At 40.8% G+C, this 21,061-nt stretch carries 16 protein-coding genes; 13 read left to right on the top strand and 3 right to left on the bottom strand.

From position 1 onward, the window contains the following. Positions 1-37: 37 nt before the first annotated feature. Positions 38-2,665: a PAS domain-containing protein gene (locus HQQ94_RS14480; RefSeq protein ID WP_173295082.1), complete on the bottom strand. Its 2,628-nt coding sequence runs from the start codon at positions 2,663-2,665 to the stop codon at positions 38-40. 568 nt (positions 2,666-3,233) lie between these two features. On the opposite strand from HQQ94_RS14480, the gene pheS reads away from it, so the two are divergent. The 9 genes from pheS to HQQ94_RS14445 all read left to right on the top strand — a co-directional run bounded on the left by pheS (position 3,234) and on the right by HQQ94_RS14445 (position 11,291). Then, on the top strand, positions 3,234-4,214 hold the full coding sequence (gene pheS, locus HQQ94_RS14475; RefSeq protein WP_173296658.1) for a phenylalanine--tRNA ligase subunit alpha: 981 nt from the start codon (positions 3,234-3,236) through the stop codon (positions 4,212-4,214). Positions 4,215-4,229: 15 nt separating this feature from the next. After that, a complete protein-coding gene (pheT, locus tag HQQ94_RS14470; protein ID WP_173295081.1) occupies positions 4,230-6,617 on the top strand; it encodes a phenylalanine--tRNA ligase subunit beta in 2,388 nt (795 codons plus the stop codon). Between the two features lie 4 nt (positions 6,618-6,621). Then, complete coding sequence (gene ihfA / locus HQQ94_RS14465; protein ID WP_173295080.1) at positions 6,622-6,918, top strand: integration host factor subunit alpha; 297 nt, start codon at positions 6,622-6,624, stop codon at positions 6,916-6,918. 75 nt (positions 6,919-6,993) lie between these two features. Next, positions 6,994-7,929: a lauroyl-Kdo(2)-lipid IV(A) myristoyltransferase gene (lpxM, locus tag HQQ94_RS14460; protein WP_173296657.1), complete on the top strand. Its 936-nt coding sequence runs from the start codon at positions 6,994-6,996 to the stop codon at positions 7,927-7,929. 405 nt (positions 7,930-8,334) lie between these two features. Beyond that, the gene (locus HQQ94_RS23105; protein WP_375335700.1) at positions 8,335-8,496 is read left to right on the top strand and encodes a hypothetical protein; all 162 of its coding nucleotides are present in this window, start codon (positions 8,335-8,337) and stop codon (positions 8,494-8,496) included. Next, positions 8,496-8,642 (top strand): hypothetical protein, encoded by a 147-nt coding sequence (locus HQQ94_RS23100; protein ID WP_375335699.1) that lies wholly within the window; start codon positions 8,496-8,498, stop codon positions 8,640-8,642. Before HQQ94_RS23105 ends, HQQ94_RS23100 begins: the two co-directional genes overlap by 1 nt. Positions 8,643-8,704: 62 nt before the next feature. Continuing rightward, the gene (locus HQQ94_RS23095; protein WP_375335698.1) at positions 8,705-8,926 is read left to right on the top strand and encodes a hypothetical protein; all 222 of its coding nucleotides are present in this window, start codon (positions 8,705-8,707) and stop codon (positions 8,924-8,926) included. 551 nt (positions 8,927-9,477) lie between these two features. Next, positions 9,478-10,722: an adenylosuccinate synthetase gene (locus tag HQQ94_RS14450; RefSeq protein WP_173295079.1), complete on the top strand. Its 1,245-nt coding sequence runs from the start codon at positions 9,478-9,480 to the stop codon at positions 10,720-10,722. Positions 10,723-10,733: 11 nt separating this feature from the next. Further along, positions 10,734-11,291: a TIGR00730 family Rossman fold protein gene (locus HQQ94_RS14445; RefSeq protein WP_173295078.1), complete on the top strand. Its 558-nt coding sequence runs from the start codon at positions 10,734-10,736 to the stop codon at positions 11,289-11,291. A 60-nt stretch (positions 11,292-11,351) separates the two neighbouring features. Here HQQ94_RS14445 and HQQ94_RS14440 read toward each other — a convergent pair whose 3' ends face one another. Continuing rightward, positions 11,352-12,260: a DMT family transporter gene (locus tag HQQ94_RS14440; protein WP_173295077.1), complete on the bottom strand. Its 909-nt coding sequence runs from the start codon at positions 12,258-12,260 to the stop codon at positions 11,352-11,354. Beyond that, on the bottom strand, positions 12,261-12,836 hold the full coding sequence (locus HQQ94_RS14435; RefSeq protein WP_173295076.1) for a TetR/AcrR family transcriptional regulator: 576 nt from the start codon (positions 12,834-12,836) through the stop codon (positions 12,261-12,263). A 394-nt stretch (positions 12,837-13,230) separates the two neighbouring features. Between HQQ94_RS14435 and HQQ94_RS14430 the strand changes: the two genes are divergently transcribed. From HQQ94_RS14430 to truA, 4 genes are all read left to right on the top strand, one after another. After that, a complete protein-coding gene (locus tag HQQ94_RS14430; protein ID WP_173295075.1) occupies positions 13,231-14,394 on the top strand; it encodes a 4-phosphoerythronate dehydrogenase in 1,164 nt (387 codons plus the stop codon). A 2-nt stretch (positions 14,395-14,396) separates the two neighbouring features. Further along, positions 14,397-15,413 (top strand): aspartate-semialdehyde dehydrogenase, encoded by a 1,017-nt coding sequence (locus tag HQQ94_RS14425; RefSeq protein ID WP_173295074.1) that lies wholly within the window; start codon positions 14,397-14,399, stop codon positions 15,411-15,413. Between the two features lie 164 nt (positions 15,414-15,577). Beyond that, complete coding sequence (locus HQQ94_RS14420) at positions 15,578-20,050, top strand: FimV/HubP family polar landmark protein (RefSeq protein ID WP_173295073.1); 4,473 nt, start codon at positions 15,578-15,580, stop codon at positions 20,048-20,050. Positions 20,051-20,269: 219 nt separating this feature from the next. Beyond that, entirely contained in the window at positions 20,270-21,055 is a 786-nt protein-coding gene (gene truA, locus HQQ94_RS14415; RefSeq protein ID WP_173295072.1) for a tRNA pseudouridine(38-40) synthase TruA, read from the top strand. Positions 21,056-21,061 lie beyond the last annotated feature (6 nt).

Below are 21,061 nucleotides of genomic sequence, written 5' to 3'. Positions count from 1 at the left end.
TTCGACATCTTTTTGATTTCAGTTGTTTGTCGTATCATTATGATTTCTTAGAGAAATAGCAAGTGGTTCGGGTAAACTGGTTTAATGTTGCATCAAGTATTAAATGACCATTGAATTTAGTTTTTAGCCAGACATTAAGAGTTGACAAACTTCGTGTATTTAGTGTTGGTTCTAGTGCTAGTTGTTTAGAGAGGTTGTGGAGTTTGTCTGCTGTTAATCCTACCCCATTGTCTTCGATACTAATAGAGACGATGTCGCTGTCTTGTTTTACTTCGATAGTGATTTTTTTATCCGACTGCGCTTCAATAAAAGCGTGAGTGAGGCTGTTATTAACGATTGAGTAAAACAGCAACATCAGTTCCCATGAAGGGACGTTGATATTGATTTTTTCATTGCACGTAAATTCAATGCTTATGTGTTCTTCTGCTAACTTTGATTCAAATACGGCAGTAAAATGCAGTAAAAATTTGGAGAGGTTAATGGCTTTTAGAGTCTCATTTTTACTCACCAGTATATGTTGAAAGTGCCTTAATGTATCTGTATGTTGGGTGAGAAGATCCAGCATTTTATCATCACTTTTGACGTCAGTATCTAGCCTATTTTGACAGACTTGAGCGACAAGATTATCCTGCTGCTGCATTTGACGTTTAACCAGTTGAGAAAACATTTTAGGAAATAAAAGGTAAATACTTGAGTCCATATGATGTTGCTGGCGGTGATGTGAATTTTCATATTCCATTTGATTGATCATTGCTTTCTGAGCTGACATTCTTTGTTTCATCAATGTAACTTGCAGCGTTAATTCTGACAGTTCAGTCATGAGTTGTGTATTGGTATCATGAAGTTCTTGTGTGATCACTTTCTGAGAACTAATATCGAATGCCATATTACCTGTCGATATAACCTCTCCTTCATCATTAAAAATAGGAAACTTGGTCACTTGATAAAGTACGTCGCCGTGAGAAGATGGAAATGCTTGCTCAAAGCTTTGTGGTGCTTGGGTACTTAATGTCACTGTGTCATGTTGCTGTATTAACTTGGCAATATTAGGATGAAAAAGTTGAGTGTCTTTCTTCCCAAGGATAGCGTGTCTCTCTATTCCTACAATCTCACAAAATCGATCATTCACTAATGTGTAACAACCTTCTAAATTTTTAATAAAAATAAGATTATAAGATGAGTTTAACAGTGAGTTGAGTTGTACTTTTCTGAGTTTTAGTTCGTTTTGCGCGAGCTTCTGAACTTGAAGTTGTTCCTCTAATGCCAAGTTACTGGCATCTAAGCTGGCGAAAGCGACTTCTAATTGATGGTTACGGAATATAAATGCGTGTGCCAACTGCCCCATTTCATCATTTCGAGTAGAGGCTTCTAATTCAAGTTTAGCCACCTGATTTCCTCTTAATGCATAGACCATTCTTGAGATAGGATGAATAAACAGTTTATGCTGTAAAATAAAAAGTAAAATGAGTCCAAAGAGTTGCATTAATACTAAGTAAAACCCAATTCGTGCTGCGATATTATTGGCTTCCTCATTGATGGTGTTTAGTGGCGTGATCAGCACTATTTTCCAATAGGTTCTCGGCATTAAGAAAATAGAGACGAGTGCTATTTGTTCATTTTCTCCTTCAAAATTGAGCTTAAATGAATTGATGAGTTCCGGTGTATTGATAGTTTGACTGGCATTGAGATTAATCAGTGCTGCGAGCTTATCTCGCTGCGATTCGGGGGTACTTTTTAATAAGTCTGCCAGTTGCTCATCTGTATAAGCTGGGTGCTGTTTAGATCGCCTAATTAATTCTGTATCTATGCTGCGTAATTTTTGATTTATTTTTGCAAGTTCTGGATTTCTTTCAGCGAGTACTTCGAAAGGTTTAAATAGAGCTGGTGCTTGAATTAACGGCGGTAAAACGCTTTTTTCAGGAAAAGCGATCACTTTATTGAGGTGATCTAAAGCGAAAATATAGCCTGTACTTTCCGTTTTTTCATTGGTAGCTTCATAGAAAAAATGGGCCAACCCTGAAAGGGTAATATCAATGGTTGCGACCCCCCAAAATTGATGCTCTGACCACATAGGAACAGATGCGGTTAGCATGGCTTCTTTTGTATAAGTATCAACGTAGGATTGGGACCATAGAGTGGTATTTCTAGGGTAAAAACGGATTGGTTTATACCAGCTAGCTAAATGATAATCTGGGCCATTAAGCGAGTTATACCCTTCTACTTGCTCAAGCTCTAAGGTGTTATTTCTAGACCAAAAAAGACTGTCGCGTTCTTTCCCTTGATCGAAAATACCAGGTTCAGGCCAGAGGCCACCACCGGAAATGAGTTGATGTTTACCATCAATATTCATCAGTGCAGGTATTGATTTAACCAGTACCGTGCGGTTATTTCGATACAATTCACCCAATGATGCCATCGATCCCGCTAAGCTCTCTATCTTAGTGGTGGTTTGTTCCAGTGTGGCGACAAACGCTAAGCCTTGATTTTGACTTAAGGCTATTTGGGTTTCCAAGTGGTGGTTTTTTTCTATGGTGAAGATGAGCCATACACTGGAGATGATGATCAAGGATGCAATGACAAATTGAATAAAAGAGAATTTGATCGGCAGGCTGTCACGCCAACGTAGGTTTTTTATGGGGGAGTGACTCAGGGTTGAATGACCCATAGCAATCGTTAATCCTTAAATATATATTGGCCGCTATAGTTATGCGATAAAAAATAGAAGCAGCCAATATCTATGTTGAGTTTGTTAAGCATCATACCGCAGTTGTTTAACGATACGCTTTGCCATCCAGTGCAATTAATCGCATAATTATTGCTAAGGCCACGATTTTTGTATCTTTAAAATACATTAAGTCATGCTAGATACCTTAATTTAATTTTTGTCATTATCAAGTTAATTATTCTCTAATAAGAGATAAAATAGTTAATATTTAGGTGTTTTATCTATTTTTTTAGCTTGATTCATATCTTTAATAGATTATCTTACCTTTTTATTTAACATCTCGCTAGGTGGGTTTACTATTATAACAATAGTTTTTTATGAAATAGGGTTATCTTTCGGGACGAATAATTAAACATGCCGAAAAATAAATGGTTTAGAGGATAAAACAGCAAATTCCCACTGGTCAAAAGTCTCCTTGTCACGTAAAATTTGAGTCTTTTTCTATTTTCACAAACAAAAATAGCAAGTACTAGAACTATGGCCTGTGGGCCGCGCATTGGAAGAGATGATGTCACAGTTAACAGAGATCGTAGAACAGGCTTTAGCCGCCATCGAAGGGACAGATAATTTAAAAGCCCTTGATGACATTCGTGTCGATTACCTAGGTAAAAAGGGTAAAATTACAGACATGATGAAAATGATGGGCAAACTCAGTCCAGCCGAAAAACCTGCTTTTGGGCAAGCTGTTAATCAGGCGAAACAGGCAGTTCAAACGCACTTGTCTGAGCGTGTAGAGGGACTGAAAGCCGTTGAACTTCAGGCGACGCTTGCTGCCGAGAATATCGATGTCACACTGCCTGGTCGCCACATTGGTAACGGTGGACTACATCCAGTAACGCGCACGATCGAACGTATTGAGACCTTTTTTGGCGAACTTGGTTTTAATGTAAAAGAAGGACCTGAAATAGAAGATGACTTTCATAACTTTGATGCGTTAAATATTTCAGAGCATCATCCAGCTCGCGCCGAGCATGATACATTTTATTTTAATCCTAAAGTCATGCTGCGGACTCAGACATCAGGTGTACAGATCCGTACAATGGAAAATGAAAAGCCGCCATTACGCATTATCTCTCCGGGTCGTGTATACCGTAATGATTATGATCAAACTCACACACCGATGTTTCATCAGGTTGAAGGTTTATTGGTAGCTGAAAATGTTAATTTTGCTGAGCTGAAAGGTATTTTGCACGATTTCCTACGTAATTTTTTTGAAGAAGATCTTGAAGTGCGTTTCCGCCCCTCTTATTTTCCTTTCACTGAGCCATCTGCTGAAGTGGATGTCAAAGGTAAGAATGGTTGGTTAGAGGTATTAGGTTGCGGTATGGTGCACCCTAATGTGCTTCGTAGTGTTGGTATTGATCCTGAGAAATACTCAGGGTTTGCTTTTGGTATGGGCGTCGAACGTCTTTCTATGTTGCGCTATGGCGTTAATGATTTGCGTTCATTTTTTGAAAATGATTTACGTTTCCTCAAGCAATTTAAGTAACGGAGCTGTATTAGCATGAAATTTAGTGAATCTTGGCTTCGTGAATGGGTCAATCCAAATATTAGTCGTGATGAGTTGTCACATCAAATAACCATGGCGGGTTTAGAAGTTGATGGCATTGAGGATGTAGCAGGTGAGTTTACCGGTGTCATTGTTGGTGAGGTGATCGAATGTGGTCAACACCCTGATGCGGATAAATTACGTGTAACGAAAATCAATGTTGGTGGAGATCAATTAATTGATATCGTTTGCGGTGCCCCCAATTGCCGTCAGGGAATTAAAGTGGCTGTTGCTATGGTTGGCGCTGTACTGCCAGGTGATTTTAAAATCAAGCAAGCCAAACTACGTGGCGAGCCATCCTGTGGCATGCTTTGTTCTTATGGCGAACTTGGTATTGACATTGAAAGTGACGGTATTTTAGAGCTTCCATTTGATGCACCAGTCGGAATCGACGTGCGTGAATACCTTAGTCTGAATGATGCTGTTATTGAAGTCGATTTAACGGCTAACCGGGCCGATTGTCTTGGTATGGCAGGTCTTGCTCGTGAAGTTGGTGTATTAAACCGTCTGGCGGTAATCGAGCCGAGATGGGAAGCGGTCACTCCGTCAATTGACGATTCAATCAATATCGCGCTTCAAGCACCCGCGTCATGCGCGCGTTATTTAGGCCGCGTGGTTAAAAATATTAATGTAAAAGCCGCCACACCACTGTGGATGCAGGAAAAATTACGTCGTAGTGGTATTCGCTCTATTGATCCTATTGTTGATATTACAAATTATGTATTGATTGAGTTTGGTCAACCAATGCATGCTTTTGATCTCGCTAAACTTGAAGGTGATATTCAGGTCCGTATGGGCAATGGTACTGAAAAAATAACCCTTCTCGATGGCAATGAGATCACCATTCCGGCTGACAGCCTTATCATTAGCGATGAAAGTAAGCCTTTAGCGATTGCTGGTGTTTTTGGTGGTGAGTTCTCGGGTGTTAACAGTGAGACACAAGACATTATGTTGGAGTGTGCCTATTTTGCGCCACTTGCAATCTTAGGAAAAACCCGTCGTTTAGGGTTACACACTGATGCTTCACATCGCTTTGAGCGTGGTGTTGATCCTGAACTACAACATAAGGCGATGGATCGTGCGACGCGTTTGATCTTAGATATTTGTGGTGGTGATGCAGGCCCTGTTGTCGAAGCAACGTCAGAAGCGCATTTGCCTAAGCCAGTCGATATTAGGTTACGTCGTAGTAAACTCGATCGTATTTTGGGTCATGTTATTGCTGATGCTGAAGTTACCGATATCCTCGAACGTTTAGGTTTTAGTGTGGTGGTAGGTCACGAAGAATGGCAAGTCGTGACTGCGACGTATCGTTTTGATATGGCGATTGAAGAAGATCTTATTGAAGAAGTTGCGCGTATTTACGGTTACAATAATATTCCTAATATCGCACCAGTGGCTTCTTTAAGTATGCCAAACCATAGAGAATCAGACATTAGCTTGAAGCGTGTACGTAGTTTATTAGTCGCTCGTGGTTTTCAAGAAGCTATCACCTACAGTTTTGTTGATCCAAAGATGCAGAATCTGATCCACCCAGACGCTGAAGCCATGATATTACCGAATCCTATTTCGGTCGAAATGTCTGCGATGCGTTTATCGACTTTAACGGGTTTGTTAGGTGCTGTGGGGTATAATCAAAGTCGCCAGCAAAATCGTGTTCGTCTTTTTGAATCTGGGCTACGTTTTGTACCAGATGTCGCCGCTGAATCAGGTGTGCGTCAAGAGGCAGTGTTAGGGGCGGTTATTTCTGGAACCCAAACTGACGAGCATTGGGATATGGATGCTAAGACGGTTGATTTCTTCGATCTTAAAGGCGATCTTGAGGCAATTATTGGTTTGACGGTCTCTGATGAAGAATTTAGTTTTAGGCCAGCAGTCCGTCCTGCACTGCATCCTGGCCAATGTGCTGAAATATTAAGAAATGATAGTGTTATTGGTATCATTGGAGCAGTGCATCCAAGTTTAGAAAAGTCTTTTGGCCTTAATGGTAAAACAATTGTTTTTGAACTCGAATTGGGTGCTTTACTCCATGCTAGAACCCCGCTAGCCCTTACTGTATCTAAGTTTCCAGCCAATCGTCGTGACATTGCAATATTAGTCGATGACTCAGTTTTAGCGGAAAATGTAGTAAAAACGATAAGAAAAGTTGGCCAAAATCAGTTGGTTGGCATAAACTTATTTGACGTATACCGGGGTAAAGGTGTTGAACTAGGCAAAAAAAGCTTAGCGATAGCACTTACATTACAAGACAACACTCGTACACTTGAAGAAAAAGAGATAGCTGAGATGGTTGATTCAGTCGTTGCTGTTCTCAAGTCCGAGTTCAACGCATTGTTGAGGGATTAAAAGTATGGCACTTACCAAAGCCGAAATGGCAGAGCATCTTTTTGAAACACTTGGTATTAACAAGCGTGTGGCTAAAGAGATGGTTGAAGCATTTTTCGAAGAAATTCGCCAAGCACTCGAGAGTGGCGAGCAGGTCAAGTTGTCTGGCTTTGGCAATTTTGATCTGAGGGATAAGAATCAAAGACCAGGACGGAATCCGAAAACAGGTGAAGATATTCCAATTTCTGCACGCCGAGTAGTGACGTTCCGACCAGGACAGAAACTAAAAAGCAGAGTTGAAGAAGCTAACACTAAGAAGTAATTGTAAGATGAGTTAAAAGTCAAGGCCACTCTTGTAGTGGCTTTTTCAGTTGTTGATATTGTCAGAGGTAGTTTTTTGTCGAGAAAGTCTAAGTATTTTGATAGAAGTTTCCAGATTTCGTTATTACATCCCAAATATTGGCTGACATGGATCGGGATCCTGATTTTAGTTATTTTTGGACTGCTCCCTGCTTGGTTTCGTGATCCTTTAGCGAGATTGTTGGCTAAATTAGTCATGAAGATAGTTAAAAAACCCATTTCAGTGGCGAGAATTAATTTAACGACCTGTTTTCCCGAAAAGTCTACAGCCGAAATCGAATCCTTGATAAAGGATAATGTTGAAAGTTTTGTGATGACTTTATTGGCTCAATCAGAGTTGTTAGTACGTTCTAAAGCCCATATGAGACACAGAGTTCGATTGTATGGTTTTGAACATGTTACTCAAGCACGAGAAGCTGGCAACCCTGTCATTTTTATCATGCCCCATGTTTGGGGGATTGAGTACGCCGGATTGAGGTTGAATTTAGAATTGCCGATGGTGAGTATGGCCAAAGCCCATCGTAATGATTTGTTTAACTGGTTTAATAACCGGATGAGAAGCAGTCAAGGGGGTAACATCTATATGCGTGAGGCAGGAATAAGAGCGTTACTTGCAGAGCTTAAAAATGATAATAGCTTTTTTTATCTCCCAGATGAGGATCTTGGTCGAGATAAAAGCGTGTTCACGCCATTTTTAGGCACAGTTAAAGCGACTTTGCCTGTAGTGGGTCGCTTAGCACAAGTGGGTAATGCACAGGTGATGCCGGTAAAAATTGGTTATGATCAGAAAAAGCATCGTTATGATCTTACTGTTATGCCTGCTATCTCACCTGATGATATGCAAGGTAAAGATAACGAAGCATTAGCGCTCAATAGTGCTGTAGAGCAAGTGATCCAAGCTTATCCTGAGCAGTATATGTGGTTTCTTAAAGTGCTTAAAACTAGGCCTAAAGGTGAGTCACCACTCTATTAAATGTGTAAACATAGCTCTTAAGTATTAACATCATGGGTGTAATGAAAGCACTTAAGTATAATGAGTCATAATGCCGAGTTTATCTCAATATTTATACCTGTGATCATTGAAGATACAGCATGGTAAGGTCATTATAAATTGAACTTTTTGAGTATTCCGTGATATGACCTTAATATCAAGATAACTACCATGCCAGCGACTTTCTTACAGCACTTTGACTCTATCTAAGATCATGTATAGAGCGATGTAAAAAACATAACCTTTTCAACATCCTCTTGTTGGCTATTAGCGCTGTATTTCTGGTGCTGAAGGATGGCATGATATTGAAGATTTGGGCCATTCTAAACTAAATTGGTTAAGACAATACCATCCATTTGAATCTGGATCTCCAAGCATGACACGATAGTGCGTGTTATTTGTCGACTCAAATCAGAAGAGATTGAAGCATCATTTCAACCTTGGATAGGCGCCTTAATTAAAGACACTGATTGTGATGTTATTGCCATTGATGGAAAGACGGCCGACGCTCATTTACCACCAAAGGGCGCCAAAATGCCTTACATATAGTGAGCGCATGGCGTTGCAATAATCAACTCGTGTTAGGTCAAGTGGCGACTGACGTAGAATCCAATGAAATTACAGCCATCCCTGAATTACTTGAACGATTGGATATTGAAAATAGCATCATTACTTTAGATGCCAAAGTCAGATAGCAAAACAGATAGTGAGTAAAAAGGGCGACTATGTTCTTACACTAAAAGGCAATCATTCAGGGATGCAAAAAGAGTTAGTAGATTGGTGGCATAAAACAGAACGTGAAGAATTCTCGATAGATAATGATGAACAAGCCACTAATATAGACTGTGGCCATGGTCGAATAGAAACAAGGATATGCGAACAGGTCTGGGTCAATTCAAATTGGTTATCAAAGGATTATCAAATCAGCTCAGAAGTTCATGAAAAGATAACAGGTAAAGTCACCCATGAAATTAGATGATACATCAGCTCACTGAAGGTTAATGCAGAGCAAGCATTAACGGCAGTGAGGAGCCTCAGGCAAGTGGAAATATGTATTGGATATTAGACATGACTTTTATAGAAGATGAATTGAGGATCCGAAAGGAAAATGGCGGCACTAGATGATGGTTACCGCTCAACCTTGCTAGAGTCAGGGGTTAAAATTCGCTATCGCTGCTAGGTTACTGATTATAATTGTAATTTAAAGCTTTCTGCTCCGCTATCCTAAGTTAAAGTTAGTTATTTCTGGCTCTGATCCCAGTGAAATAAGTAAATGTATTTTTTGTACGAAACATAATCCCCTTCAAAAGTACGATAGACAGCTTATAGAGCAAACGGTATATTTCCTCGCCAGTAAAAATAACAACAACGTTACATTATATAGGCTAATACAGGGCTCATAAACCAGTGTTAAATCCTTTCATGGAATGGGGTAATGACATCGTTATTGCTGAATTGAATTACGAGACTGATGACAGCTTCAACTTGATAAATATAAAGCATATTTAAGGTCAATATAGGAAGAGATAAATGCAGATCACAATAATTAATGGTGCCCAGTTTGGGGATGAAGGTAAAGGAAAGGTTTCTTATTATTTGTCGAAGAATACAGATGTATGTATTCGCTGCAATGGTGGCAGCAATGCAGAGCATACTTTTATGCATCTTAATGAAACTTATCGTTTTCGGATGTTACCGTCTGGTATGTTAAATGGGTGTACCTGTGTGTTGACTGGTAATGTTATTTTAGGTGTGCGCTGGTTTGAATCAGATATTAATCAGATCGAAGAAAAATTGGGTAAAGTAGGTAGTCAGTTGATCATTAGTAGTAACGCTCATTTGGCCTTACCAGAACACATTGATAGAGATAGTAATAAAAAAGTAGGTTCGATTGCTGCCAAAATAGGCACGATTGGTCAGGGTGTAGGCCCAGCTTACGCTGACAGGAGATTAAGGATTGGAGTTAGTCTTAAAAACTATCGAACTAACCATACAGATATTACAGCAGATTTGCCTATCGATTACGTTAGGCAAGCGGATCTTGCAGCTTCCTTTATTGGTGATACCGGTCGTTATATTGCGCAAAGGGCTGCTGATAATCCATTACTGAACGTATTAATAGAAGGCAGTCAGGGGTTTATGCTTGATATTGTTCATGGTACCTACCCTTATGTCACGTCATCGGAAACCAGCTCAGCAGGTTTGCTTCATGGTGCAGGATTATCTTTTTCTGCTGTGAATCGTAATATTGGTGTGATTAAACCCTATGTGACACGTTACTCAACAGGAGCTTTTGTTAGCCGCTGTAAGCCTGATGATGAAGCCATGCTGCGGGAGCGGGGTCATGAATTTAGCTATGGTACTGAGAACCCAATGCAATGTGGTTGGCTTGATTTGGTTAGTTTACGATATGCGCAGCATGTTAATGGCTATACAGAACTATGCCTTAATAAGTTGGATATAATGTCTTACCTTGAGGAGATCCCTGTTTGTATCGGCTATCGTAAAAACGGCGAAATATTACAGACTGTCTATGATTGGAATGAAATGGAGCAAGATGAGTACGAGCCGTATTATCAGGTGCTGAAAGGGTGGGAAACGGATATTTGTGGACTACAAAATTTTGAAGATTTACCGTTGGCTGCACAAGATTTTATTCGTTTCATTGAGGACAACATAGGTGCCCCAATACAAATTATAGGTACGGGTCCTAACTATGAAGACGTGATAGATCGTACTATGACGACAGAAATGAAACGGTCTCTAGTCGCTTAGGAGTTTTTAAGATGCAAGTAAAAAATGTGTGTGTGTATTGTGGTGCCAATGATAATGTCAAAAAGAGCTTCCGACAGATAGCTGTGATGACTGGGCAAGAGTTTGCCAATAATAATTTAAGGCTTGTTTATGGAGGAGCACAAGTGGGTTTAATGGGCTTACTTGCTGATTCAGTGCTGGCAAATAATGGTCAGGTTATTGGTGTTATTCCTGATTTTTTGAGTGATTTGGAAATTACTCATACTGGGGTTACTGAACTTATTCGTACAAAAAGTATGCATGAGCGGAAAGTGACCATGGCTGAGCGAGCAGATGCTTTTGTTGTGTTACCTGGTGGTCTTGGTACTTTAGAGGAAACGTTCGAAATTCTGACTTGGAAACAACTAGGGTTACACAATAAACCCATTATTATTCTCAATACAGAAGGTTTCTGGGATCATCTTATTGTGCTGATTGAACATTTAGTTAACGAAAATTTTGCTCGAGAAGAAAACCTTACATTATTCACTGTCGTTAATACAGTCGATGAAATATTGAATGTACTTAATGTTGCCAATGAGACGGCATAAAGTGCGATGATAAAGGGACTACAAGCTTGCAGAATCTTTATGTTTTCTCACTTATTTTATCTATTTTTTTTCACTTACAGGTGTTGAAAGTAGTGCAATACAGATAAAGATCAATATGATCCCAAAGCAGCCTAGGAGATTGATATTCTCCCCAACGACAAAGACAGCGAGTAAGGCTGCTACAAGGGGTTCAAAAAGTGTCAATGTTGTCGCCACACTTACACTCACATAACGTAACCCCAAACCAAATAGCACATAACCTATAAACATAGGGACTAAGATCATATAAGCCACAACAGTAATATTCATGGTATTTTGAAAGAGAGCATCTCCTGTAAACAATAATGTTGGTAATAATAAAGTACCGCCTAAACCGAATACAACTCCCATTGCAGATGGAGAATCGACACCTGCGTTAATTAAGCCTTTTATAGTCCAAGAGTAGAGCGCATAAGTTATCCCTGCCAATACTCCCACGAATATCCCCATCATCTTGTTACCATCACTCACTGTATATGTTGCATGATGGGACTCTCCTATAGACAACAAAATAATGCCAATCGTTCCGATGATGAACCCCATTAGCCATCGTTTAGAAAGTGGGCTTTTATCAAATAGTGTTTCAATAATAGCGGAAGCTAGAGGCGCGGTGCCGATGGATACGACGGTACCAATCGCGACACCAGCAAGGTGCATTGATGAGTAAAAAGCTAATGGATAGATGAAAACAGAAACGACCCCAAGTGAAATCAATTTTTTGTTATTTCTGAATATATACCGTTGTTTTTGAAATGTGTTTATGACAACAAATGCTTGCAGTAATCCGCCACCACCCATAGCCGCAGCACCAATAGCTAGAGGATTCAAATTAGGGGCAAATGTGGCTACAGTACCAGTCGTTCCCCATAGAAAAGCGGCCATTAAAATGGCAAAAGAGCCCATTTTTTGAGAAGAGTTGATTGGTTGCATTTATTTAATTTCTCTTTCAATTAACTTTTTTGCAATTCGTCTAGCGGATAATAATTTATCACTATTTCCCTCAAGCCCAGCTCTAGCAATGGAGCCTTCTAAAATAAAAGACAATTGTTCAGACAAATCTCTTGCTCTTTGGTCATCAGTTAACATGCTGTGTATATGTAAGAATAAAATATCTTCCACTGCCTGTTTATGCCCCCTTACTGTCCGGCGCCCCTCACTACCTGCTGGTAATTCAGCAGCCGCATTTAATAAGCCACAACCGCGAAACCCTTTCTCGTATTCATGCTCCGCATGATTTCTATAAGCATCGAAAATAGCTAAAATAGCTTCTTGAGGAGTTGAAGTACCTAAAAGTTGTTTTTCATATAAAGAAAGCCATTCTTCATGACGCTGCTTTAGATAAGCAGCAATTAGATCAGATTTAGATGAAAAGTTATTATACAGTGACATCTTAGCCACTTTGGCTTTTGCCGTAATAGTGTCAATTCCTGTGGCAGTTATCCCATTGTTGTAAAACAAATCTGCAGCAGCTTCTAGTAATTTTTCTTTAGCAGTTCTTTTGCTCATATTAACTCACCCCCTTACTATATAGGTAAGTCTACATAATTTGATGGTGTTGAGTCAATATACAAGGGAGTAGTGAGGATAGGGGAGTCGTATGACAAAAAACAATGTGTATCAAAGGTGGCAAAATAATCCTGTTTATGGGTTTAGCTGTTTTGCTATTGGATTTATGTTGTTCGAAGCGGCTATTAGACGGTCAAATGGATAAAATTTACGCTGGTATCAAGCGGAACATCCAATCAGAGTAAGATCATTCAAAATTCTAGTAAGCGCTGCTGTGACATTATTTAAGAGTACTCCTTAGATATACAAATTAAACAGAAAATCTAATCTGGCTTAATTCTCAAGCTGTCTCTATCTTGCTAGAATATCGTACCCAATACCTTCAGGAGAAATAATGAAGATCATAGCCGATGAAAACATGCCTTATGTACAAGAGTTATTTGGAGAACTAGGCCAGGTTGAGCTGGTCAACGGCCGCACATTAACCCCTGAGATGGTGAAAGATGCTGATGTGCTTTTGGTTCGTTCAGTGACGTATGTGGATGAGTCTCTATTAGCCCTGAATCATCATATTAAATTTATTGGCAGCGCGACCATAGGTACAGATCATATTGATATCAATTACCTAAACTATCGCAAAATTTCGTTTGCCAATGCGCCAGGTTGTAATGCCACAGCGGTTGGAGAATTTGCTTTTATCGCTATGCTGGAGTTGGCAAATAGGTTTGGTGCTATTCTTAAGGATAAAGTGGTTGGTATCATTGGTGCCGGAAATACAGGCAGTGCATTGGCTAAATGTCTTCAGGCTTATGGTGTTGAAGTTCTATTACATGATCCTTTGATAGAGACCCTAGACCCTCGTGAGTTTGTTTCTTTAGATGAGCTTATTGATCGCGCTAATGTGATCAGTTTACATGTACCCATTACTAAAAGTGGTGTGCATAAAACGTGGTACTTGTTCGATGAGGACAGACTTAATCGTTTAAAAGTCAACACTTGGTTATTGAACTGTTGTCGCGGTGAGGTGATTGATAATCAAGCTTTGATCAAAGTTAAGTCAACTCGTCCAGATCTTAAGGTTGTCCTAGATGTTTGGGAAGGCGAACCCAAGCCGATGGAGACACTAATCCCTTTTGTTGAATTTGCAACGCCTCATATTGCAGGCTATAGCCTGGAAGGTAAGGCTCGCGGTACGTTTATGCTCTATCAAGCATTGATGGAAACCCTTTGCATGCAAGCTGATAAAGATATGTTTGCGCTTTTACCTTCGTTTAGTATTGAACAAGTGCTATTGGCTGGTGAATTGTCTGAAAAGTCGCTACTTCAGCTGTGTCGTTTTGTGTACGATCTGCGTGATGACGATGAAGTGTTTAGAACTAAAATGTTTGAAGATCCGGCAAAAAAAGGCCTCATTAATTTGTCTAATGACAATAGTTTTGACTTAATGAGAAAAAATCATAAGCATAGACGTGAATTTAGTGCGTTAATGCTAGCAAACTCTGGGCAATGTGAGGTAAATTGGTTGCTCAATTTAGGTTTTTCAGGAGTTGGTCGGTAATTATGTCACAAGAATTTAATGTTGTCGTATTAGGTGCTTCAGGTGCAGTGGGTCAAACTATGATAGAGATCCTCCAAGAGCGTCATTTCCCCGTAGCGAATTTATACCCACTTGCCAGCAGCCGTAGCGCAGGTGAAACGGTTAACTTTCACGGTAAACAGGTAGAAATTCTTGATGTTGATACGTTTGATTGGTCCCAAGCTCAGATAGGTTTTTTCTCTGCTGGTGGCGATGTATCAGCGAAGTGGGCACCTATCGCTGCTGAACAAGGTTGTGTTGTTATTGATAACACATCACACTTTAGGTATGAGGTTGATATACCGTTAGTGGTGCCTGAAGTGAACCCTGAAGCGATTGCCGATTTTCGTAATCGTAATATTATTGCTAATCCAAACTGCTCTACAATTCAGATGTTGGTCGCTTTAAAGCCTATCTATGATGCATTTGGGATCTCACGAATAAATGTGGCAACTTATCAGTCAGTGTCGGGCTCTGGTAAGCAAGCGATTGAAGAGCTGGCAAGTCAATGTGCCAATTTACTTCAAGGTTTACCTGTTGAGCCAAAAGCTTATTCTAAACAGATAGCGTTTAATGCCTTACCGCATATTGATCAGTTTATGGACAACGGTTATACCAAAGAAGAGATGAAAATGGTCTGGGAAACCCAGAAAATTTTTGGTGATGAAAATATTGTTGTTAATCCAACGGCTGTTCGTGTACCTGTTTTTCATGGTCATTCTGAAGCGGTACATTTAGAGACATTACAACCTGTTGATGCTGAGAATGTTAAATCTGTGCTGCGTGATGCGCCAGGGATAGTATTGTTTGAATCTGATGATGAGTATCCAACAGTCGTAACTGATGCAGCGGGTAGTGATCCGGTGTATGTGGGCCGTGTACGTAAGGACATTTCACACGATAATGGCATTAATTTGTGGATTGTTTCTGATAATATTAGAAAAGGTGCAGCACTTAATAGTATTCAGATAGCTGAAGTACTTATAAGAGATTATTACTGATAATGTAGTTCAATAGCCTATTAATAGCCGATTTTGTTAAGAAAGCCTGCCATATGCAGGCTTTTTTTATTTTTACTGTTGTTTTGAATTGTGAATAGTAGCAGACCTTGGATTTCTGGTTTATAGTAATCTCAATGAATACAATTGCCTAAAGCTAAGATTTTATGAGTAGTACCACTGCACTTGAAAGGGAAGAATTAATGAACTTTCGCACTCCGTATTTTGTCGGTTTGATTATCTGCGTATTACTCATTATTGTTACCAGTTCGATTGGACAAACAGCGTCTGCAGCGGGCCTGAAGATAACAGGGCCTAATGGTGAGGCTAGGGAGACTAGAAGGCAATATGGTCCAACACGTTCTTCAGATACGTTTTGGAGCATAGCGCAAAAGATGCAACCTGATCCTAGCGTTAGTATTTATCAAGTCATGGGGGCGATTTATGATGCAAACCCTCATGCATTTTCTAATCCAAATTACAATAGTCTCGTATTAGGAATGATACTTCTTATCCCGCCTAAAGAACAAATGTTAGCTATCCCAAAAAGTTTAGCGAAACAACGGGCAGAACGTAATGATGTTGGCTGGAAAAAAGTAGTAGCTAAGCCGACGGTTACTTTATCCCCCACAACGACTAAAGCAGAAACTTCATCTGTTACTCAAACAGAGCCTCCCAGTCCTTCTGAAACATCGATTAAACAAGACAATATTACTAACCGTCAACTAGAGATGAAACTTGAAGCATTAGAAGATAAGAATTTACAGCTTACTGATGCATTGGGAAGAGCGCAAGATGAACTGAATATCAGTGGTAATGATATAGAAGGACTCACGAAGAAGATTGATGAGCAGAATGAAGAAATAGCTATTTTACAGGAACAGCTTCAAGCAAGCAGTGTAAAAAATGCATCATTATCTGCCGATGCTGAAGCTTATGCTGAAGCCTTAAAAGATAAACAGGCTCAGTTGGAGCTTCTTGCACCCAAAGAAGATGAGATAAACTGGAAAACGTTGATGGACGATCCATTAGTGTTATTACTGGGAGCTGGGATCTCAACCTTTGCCTTTTTGTTTTTACTCTGGGTATTTTTAAAGCGTCGTCGCAATGAGAGTGTTGCAGAGGAAAGCCCTGAACAATCGGATATTGAGCCGGTAGCAAGTGCTAATGTTATTAACAATGGAGCTGAAGATAGTCTCGATGAGATGTCGGTGGATCTGGATGGGGAAGAAGATGATTCTCTTGATCTCTTGATGAATGTCGACTCCAGTGAATTGCAGCCAGAAGCTGAGATGGAAATTGATGGCGATGAAACTGATATGGCAGGAGAAGTCTTTATTGACTCAAATGATCTCGAAAGCCAAGAGGAAGATATTGATGATGCCAGTGAAGATGAAGGGCAATCTTTAGATGAGCTTTGGGCTGAAGCCATGGGCGAGCAAGATGGTAATGAAGAGGAAGATTTAGATTCTCTCCTAGAAGGCTTTGATACAGATGAGAAAGATACGAGTTCAGTACCAGTTGATGAAGACGAAGCAGATCTTGATTCTCTCATAGCGGAAGAAAATGTAACGGAGATAGGAGATGTTACAGCAGAAGAGCCAGAGGATGAAGCTGATTTAGATTCGTTACTTGCTGGATTTGATGAGGCTGATGCGAGTCATACTACGGCAAACGAAACAGTACAAGATACTGAAGATGAGTTGGCGAATTTACGTGATGAAATTACGGCAGTATTAGAGACCGACACCATTGATGAGCAGGTTGATGAGGCAGAGTTAGACTCATTGCTTGCAGGACTTGATGAGCCTGACAATAATGATGCCGGTGACATAACCGTCGAAGAAACGGCGGCAGATACAGACGCCGAAGATGATTCGGCAGATCTCAGTGCAGATATTGCCGCTGAGCTAGAGATAGATAACCTTGATGAAGACGCCGATGAAGCGGACTTAGATTCATTGCTTGCAGGACTTGATGAGAGTGATGAGCCTGACAATAATGATGCCGGTGATATAACCGTCGAAGAAAAGGCGGCAGATACAGACGCCGAAGATGATTCGATTGATCTCAGTGCAGACATTGCCGCTGAGCTAGAGATAGATAATCTTGATGAAGAGGCCGATGAAGCTGACTTAGAGAGTGATGAGCCTGACAATAATGATGCCGGTGATATAACCGTCGAAGAAAAGGCGGCAGATACAGACGCCGAAGATGATTCGATTGATCTCAGTGCAGACATTGCCGCTGAGCTAGAGATAGATAATCTTGATGAAGAGGCCGATGAAGCTGACTTAGATTCATTGCTTGCAGGACTTGATGAGAGTGATGAGCCTGACAATAATGATGCCGGTGATATAACCGTCGAAGAAACGGCGGCAGATACAGACGCCGAAGATGATTCGGCAGATCTCAGTGAAGACATTGCCGCTGAGTTAGAGATAGATAATCTTGATGAAGACGCCGATGAAGCGGATGTAGATTCATTGCTTGCAGGACTTGATGAGAGTGATGAGCCTGACAATAATGATGCCGGTGATATAACCGTCGAAGAAACGGCGGCAGATACAGACGCCGAAGATGACTTGATTGATCTCAGTGCAGACATTGCCGCTGAGCTAGAGATAGATAATCTTGATGAAGAGGCCGATGAAGCTGACTTAGATTCATTGCTTGCAGGACTTGATGAGAGTGATGAGCCTGACAATCATGATGCAGGTGATATAACCGTCGAAGAAACGGCGGCAGATACAGACGCCGAAGATGATTCGATTGATCTCAGTGAAGACATTGCCGCTGAGTTAGAGATAGATAACCTTGATGAAGACGCCGATGAAGCGGACTTAGATTCATTGCTTGCAGGACTTGATGAGAGTGATGAGCCTGACAATAATGATGCAGGTGATATAACCGTCGAAGAAACGGCGGCAGATACAGACGCCGAAGATGACTTGATTGATCTCAGTGCAGACATTGCCGCTGAGCTAGAGATAGATAATCTTGATGAAGAGGCCGATGAAGCTGACTTAGATTCATTGCTTGCAGGACTTGATGAGAGCGATGAGTCTGACAATCATGATGCAGGTGATACGGCTAGCGAAGAAACGGCGGCAGATACAGACGCCGAAGATGATTCGATTGATCTCAGTGAAGACATTGCCGCTGAGTTAGAGATAGATAACCTTGATGAAGCGGCCGATGAAGCGGACTTAGATTCATTGCTTGCAGGACTTGATGAGAGCGATGAGCCTGACAATCATGATGCAGGTGATACGGCTAGCGAAGAAGCGGTGGCAGGTATAGACACTGAAGATGATTCGATTGATCTCAGTGAAGACATTGCCGCTGAGTTAGAGATAGATAACCTTGATGAAGCGGCCGATGAAGCGGACTTAGATTCATTGCTTGCAGGACTTGATGAGAGTGATGAGCCTGACAATCATGATGCAGGTGATACGGCTAGCGAAGAAACGGTGGCAGGTATAGACACTGAAGATGATTCGATTGATCTCAGTGCAGACATTGCCGCTGAGTTAGAGATAGATAACCTTGATGAAGCGGCCGATGAAGCGGATGTAGATTCATTGCTTGCAGGACTTGATGAGAGTGATGAGCCTGACAATCATGATGCAGGTGATACGGCTAGCGAAGAAACGGCGGCAGATATAGACGCCGAAGATGATTTGGCTAATTTAAGTGCAGACATTGCCGCTGAGTTAGAGATAGATAATCTTGATGAAGAGGCCGATGAAGCGGACTTAGATTCATTGCTTGCCGGACTTGATGAGAGCGATGAGTCTGACAATAATGATGCAGGTGATACGACCGTCAAAGAAACGGCGGCAGATATAGACGCCGAAGATGACTTGATTGATGAAAGTACAGAGATTACGGCAGAGTTAGCAATTGAGAGCTTAGACACAGAGGCCGAAGATGATTTGGCTAATTTAAGTGCAGACATTGCCGCTGAGCTAGAGACAGATAACCTTGATGAAGCTGCCGATGAAGCGGATGTAGATTCATTGCTTGCCGGACTTGATGAGAGTGATGAGCCTGACAATAATGATGCAGGTGATACGACCGTCGAAGAAACAGCAGCAGATATAGACGCCGAAGATGACTTGATTGATGAAAGTACAGAGATTGCGGCAGAGTTAGCAATTGAGAGCTTAGACACAGAGGCCGAAGATGATTTGGCTAATTTAAGTGCAGACATTGCCGCTGAGCTAGAGATAGATAACCTTGATGAAGCTGCCGATGAAGCGGACTTAGATGCACAAGAAGAGATTAACGTATCGGTAAGTGATATTGCTGAAGATGACATTACGGCGTTTAAGAAAGATAATGATTTTATTGATATCGATCGGTTATTGAATGAGGCTGAGGAAGATACAGCCGACATGGATCAATATAAAGAGCTCGATGTTGATATGGGAGAACTTGATAATTTGATGGGCAATGCTGCTATGGTGGACGTTGATGATGAAGAAAATTCAATTAATGCTAAATTAGATCTGGCTCGAGCTTACATAGAGATAGAAGATAATGACAGTGCCATCGCTTTACTTAAGGAAGTTGAGCTTGATGGAAATGATAGGCAGAAAGAAGAAGCTGAAGGGCTGGTTAAAACACTCGACTAGAGTATGGTTTTATTAGACTCAAAAATGGCGCACTCAGCGCCATTTTTGATCAGTTAATTGGCTATTAATTTAAGATAATGGATGTAAACCAGATTTGAAGTTATTTGTCGACTTTACCGCATGAGATTGGTCATCCATTATGTTAGAATTTAGCACCAAATAGATTTGAGTATTACCTGTTATTTTTAATAGTGGGTTAGCGGTATGTATAGAGGTGGTATGCGAGTAGCGTTAGGTATCGAATATGATGGCAGTAAATATTTCGGCTGGCAGCGTCAGCTGGAAGTTGATTCAGTTCAAGCTCAGCTAGAGAAAGCGCTGTCAACAGTGGCGAATGAAAAGATTAGTGTTCAATGCGCAGGAAGAACGGATACAGGGGTTCATGCGACAGGACAAGTTGTTCACTTTGATACCACTGCAATACGTAAAGAGTCAGCTTGGACCTTAGGGGTCAATGTAAACTTACCTGATGATATTGCGGTAAGGTGGGCTAAAGTGGTTGATGACGATTTTCATGCTCGTTTTTCTGCAACGGCGCGTCGATATCGATATATGATTTATAATTACCCGTTACGTCCTGGTATTTTACGTTCTGGGGTGAGTCACTATAGAACCCATTTAGATGAAAATAAGATGCATCACGCTGCTCAGCATTTAGTAGGTGAGCATGACTTTACCAGTTTAAGGGCACTCCATTGCCAATCCAAATCACCAAACCGTCATGTTCATGAGGTCAGTGTGACTCGCCAGGGAATGTATATTTGTGTCGACATCAAAGCTAATGCATTTTTACATCATATGGTACGAAACATAGTGGGATCGTTGATTGAAGTGGGTTTGGGATCACGGACCCATGAGTGGATCCCTGAGTTGCTTGCACTAAAAGATAGAAGCAAAGCTGCCCCAACAGCTAAACCTAATGGGCTGTATATGGTAGAGGTGACGTATCCAGAGCGTTATGAATTGCCAAAGCTTGCGTTAGGTCCCCTGTTTATGCTGGATTGAGTATCA

The sequence above is a fragment of the Shewanella sp. VB17 genome, from assembly GCF_013248905.1.
In the GTDB taxonomy this organism is placed as follows: Bacteria; Pseudomonadota; Gammaproteobacteria; order Enterobacterales; family Shewanellaceae; genus Shewanella.
The sequence above is the reverse complement of the archived record's forward strand: the minus strand, read 5'-3'. Positions and strand labels throughout refer to the sequence as shown.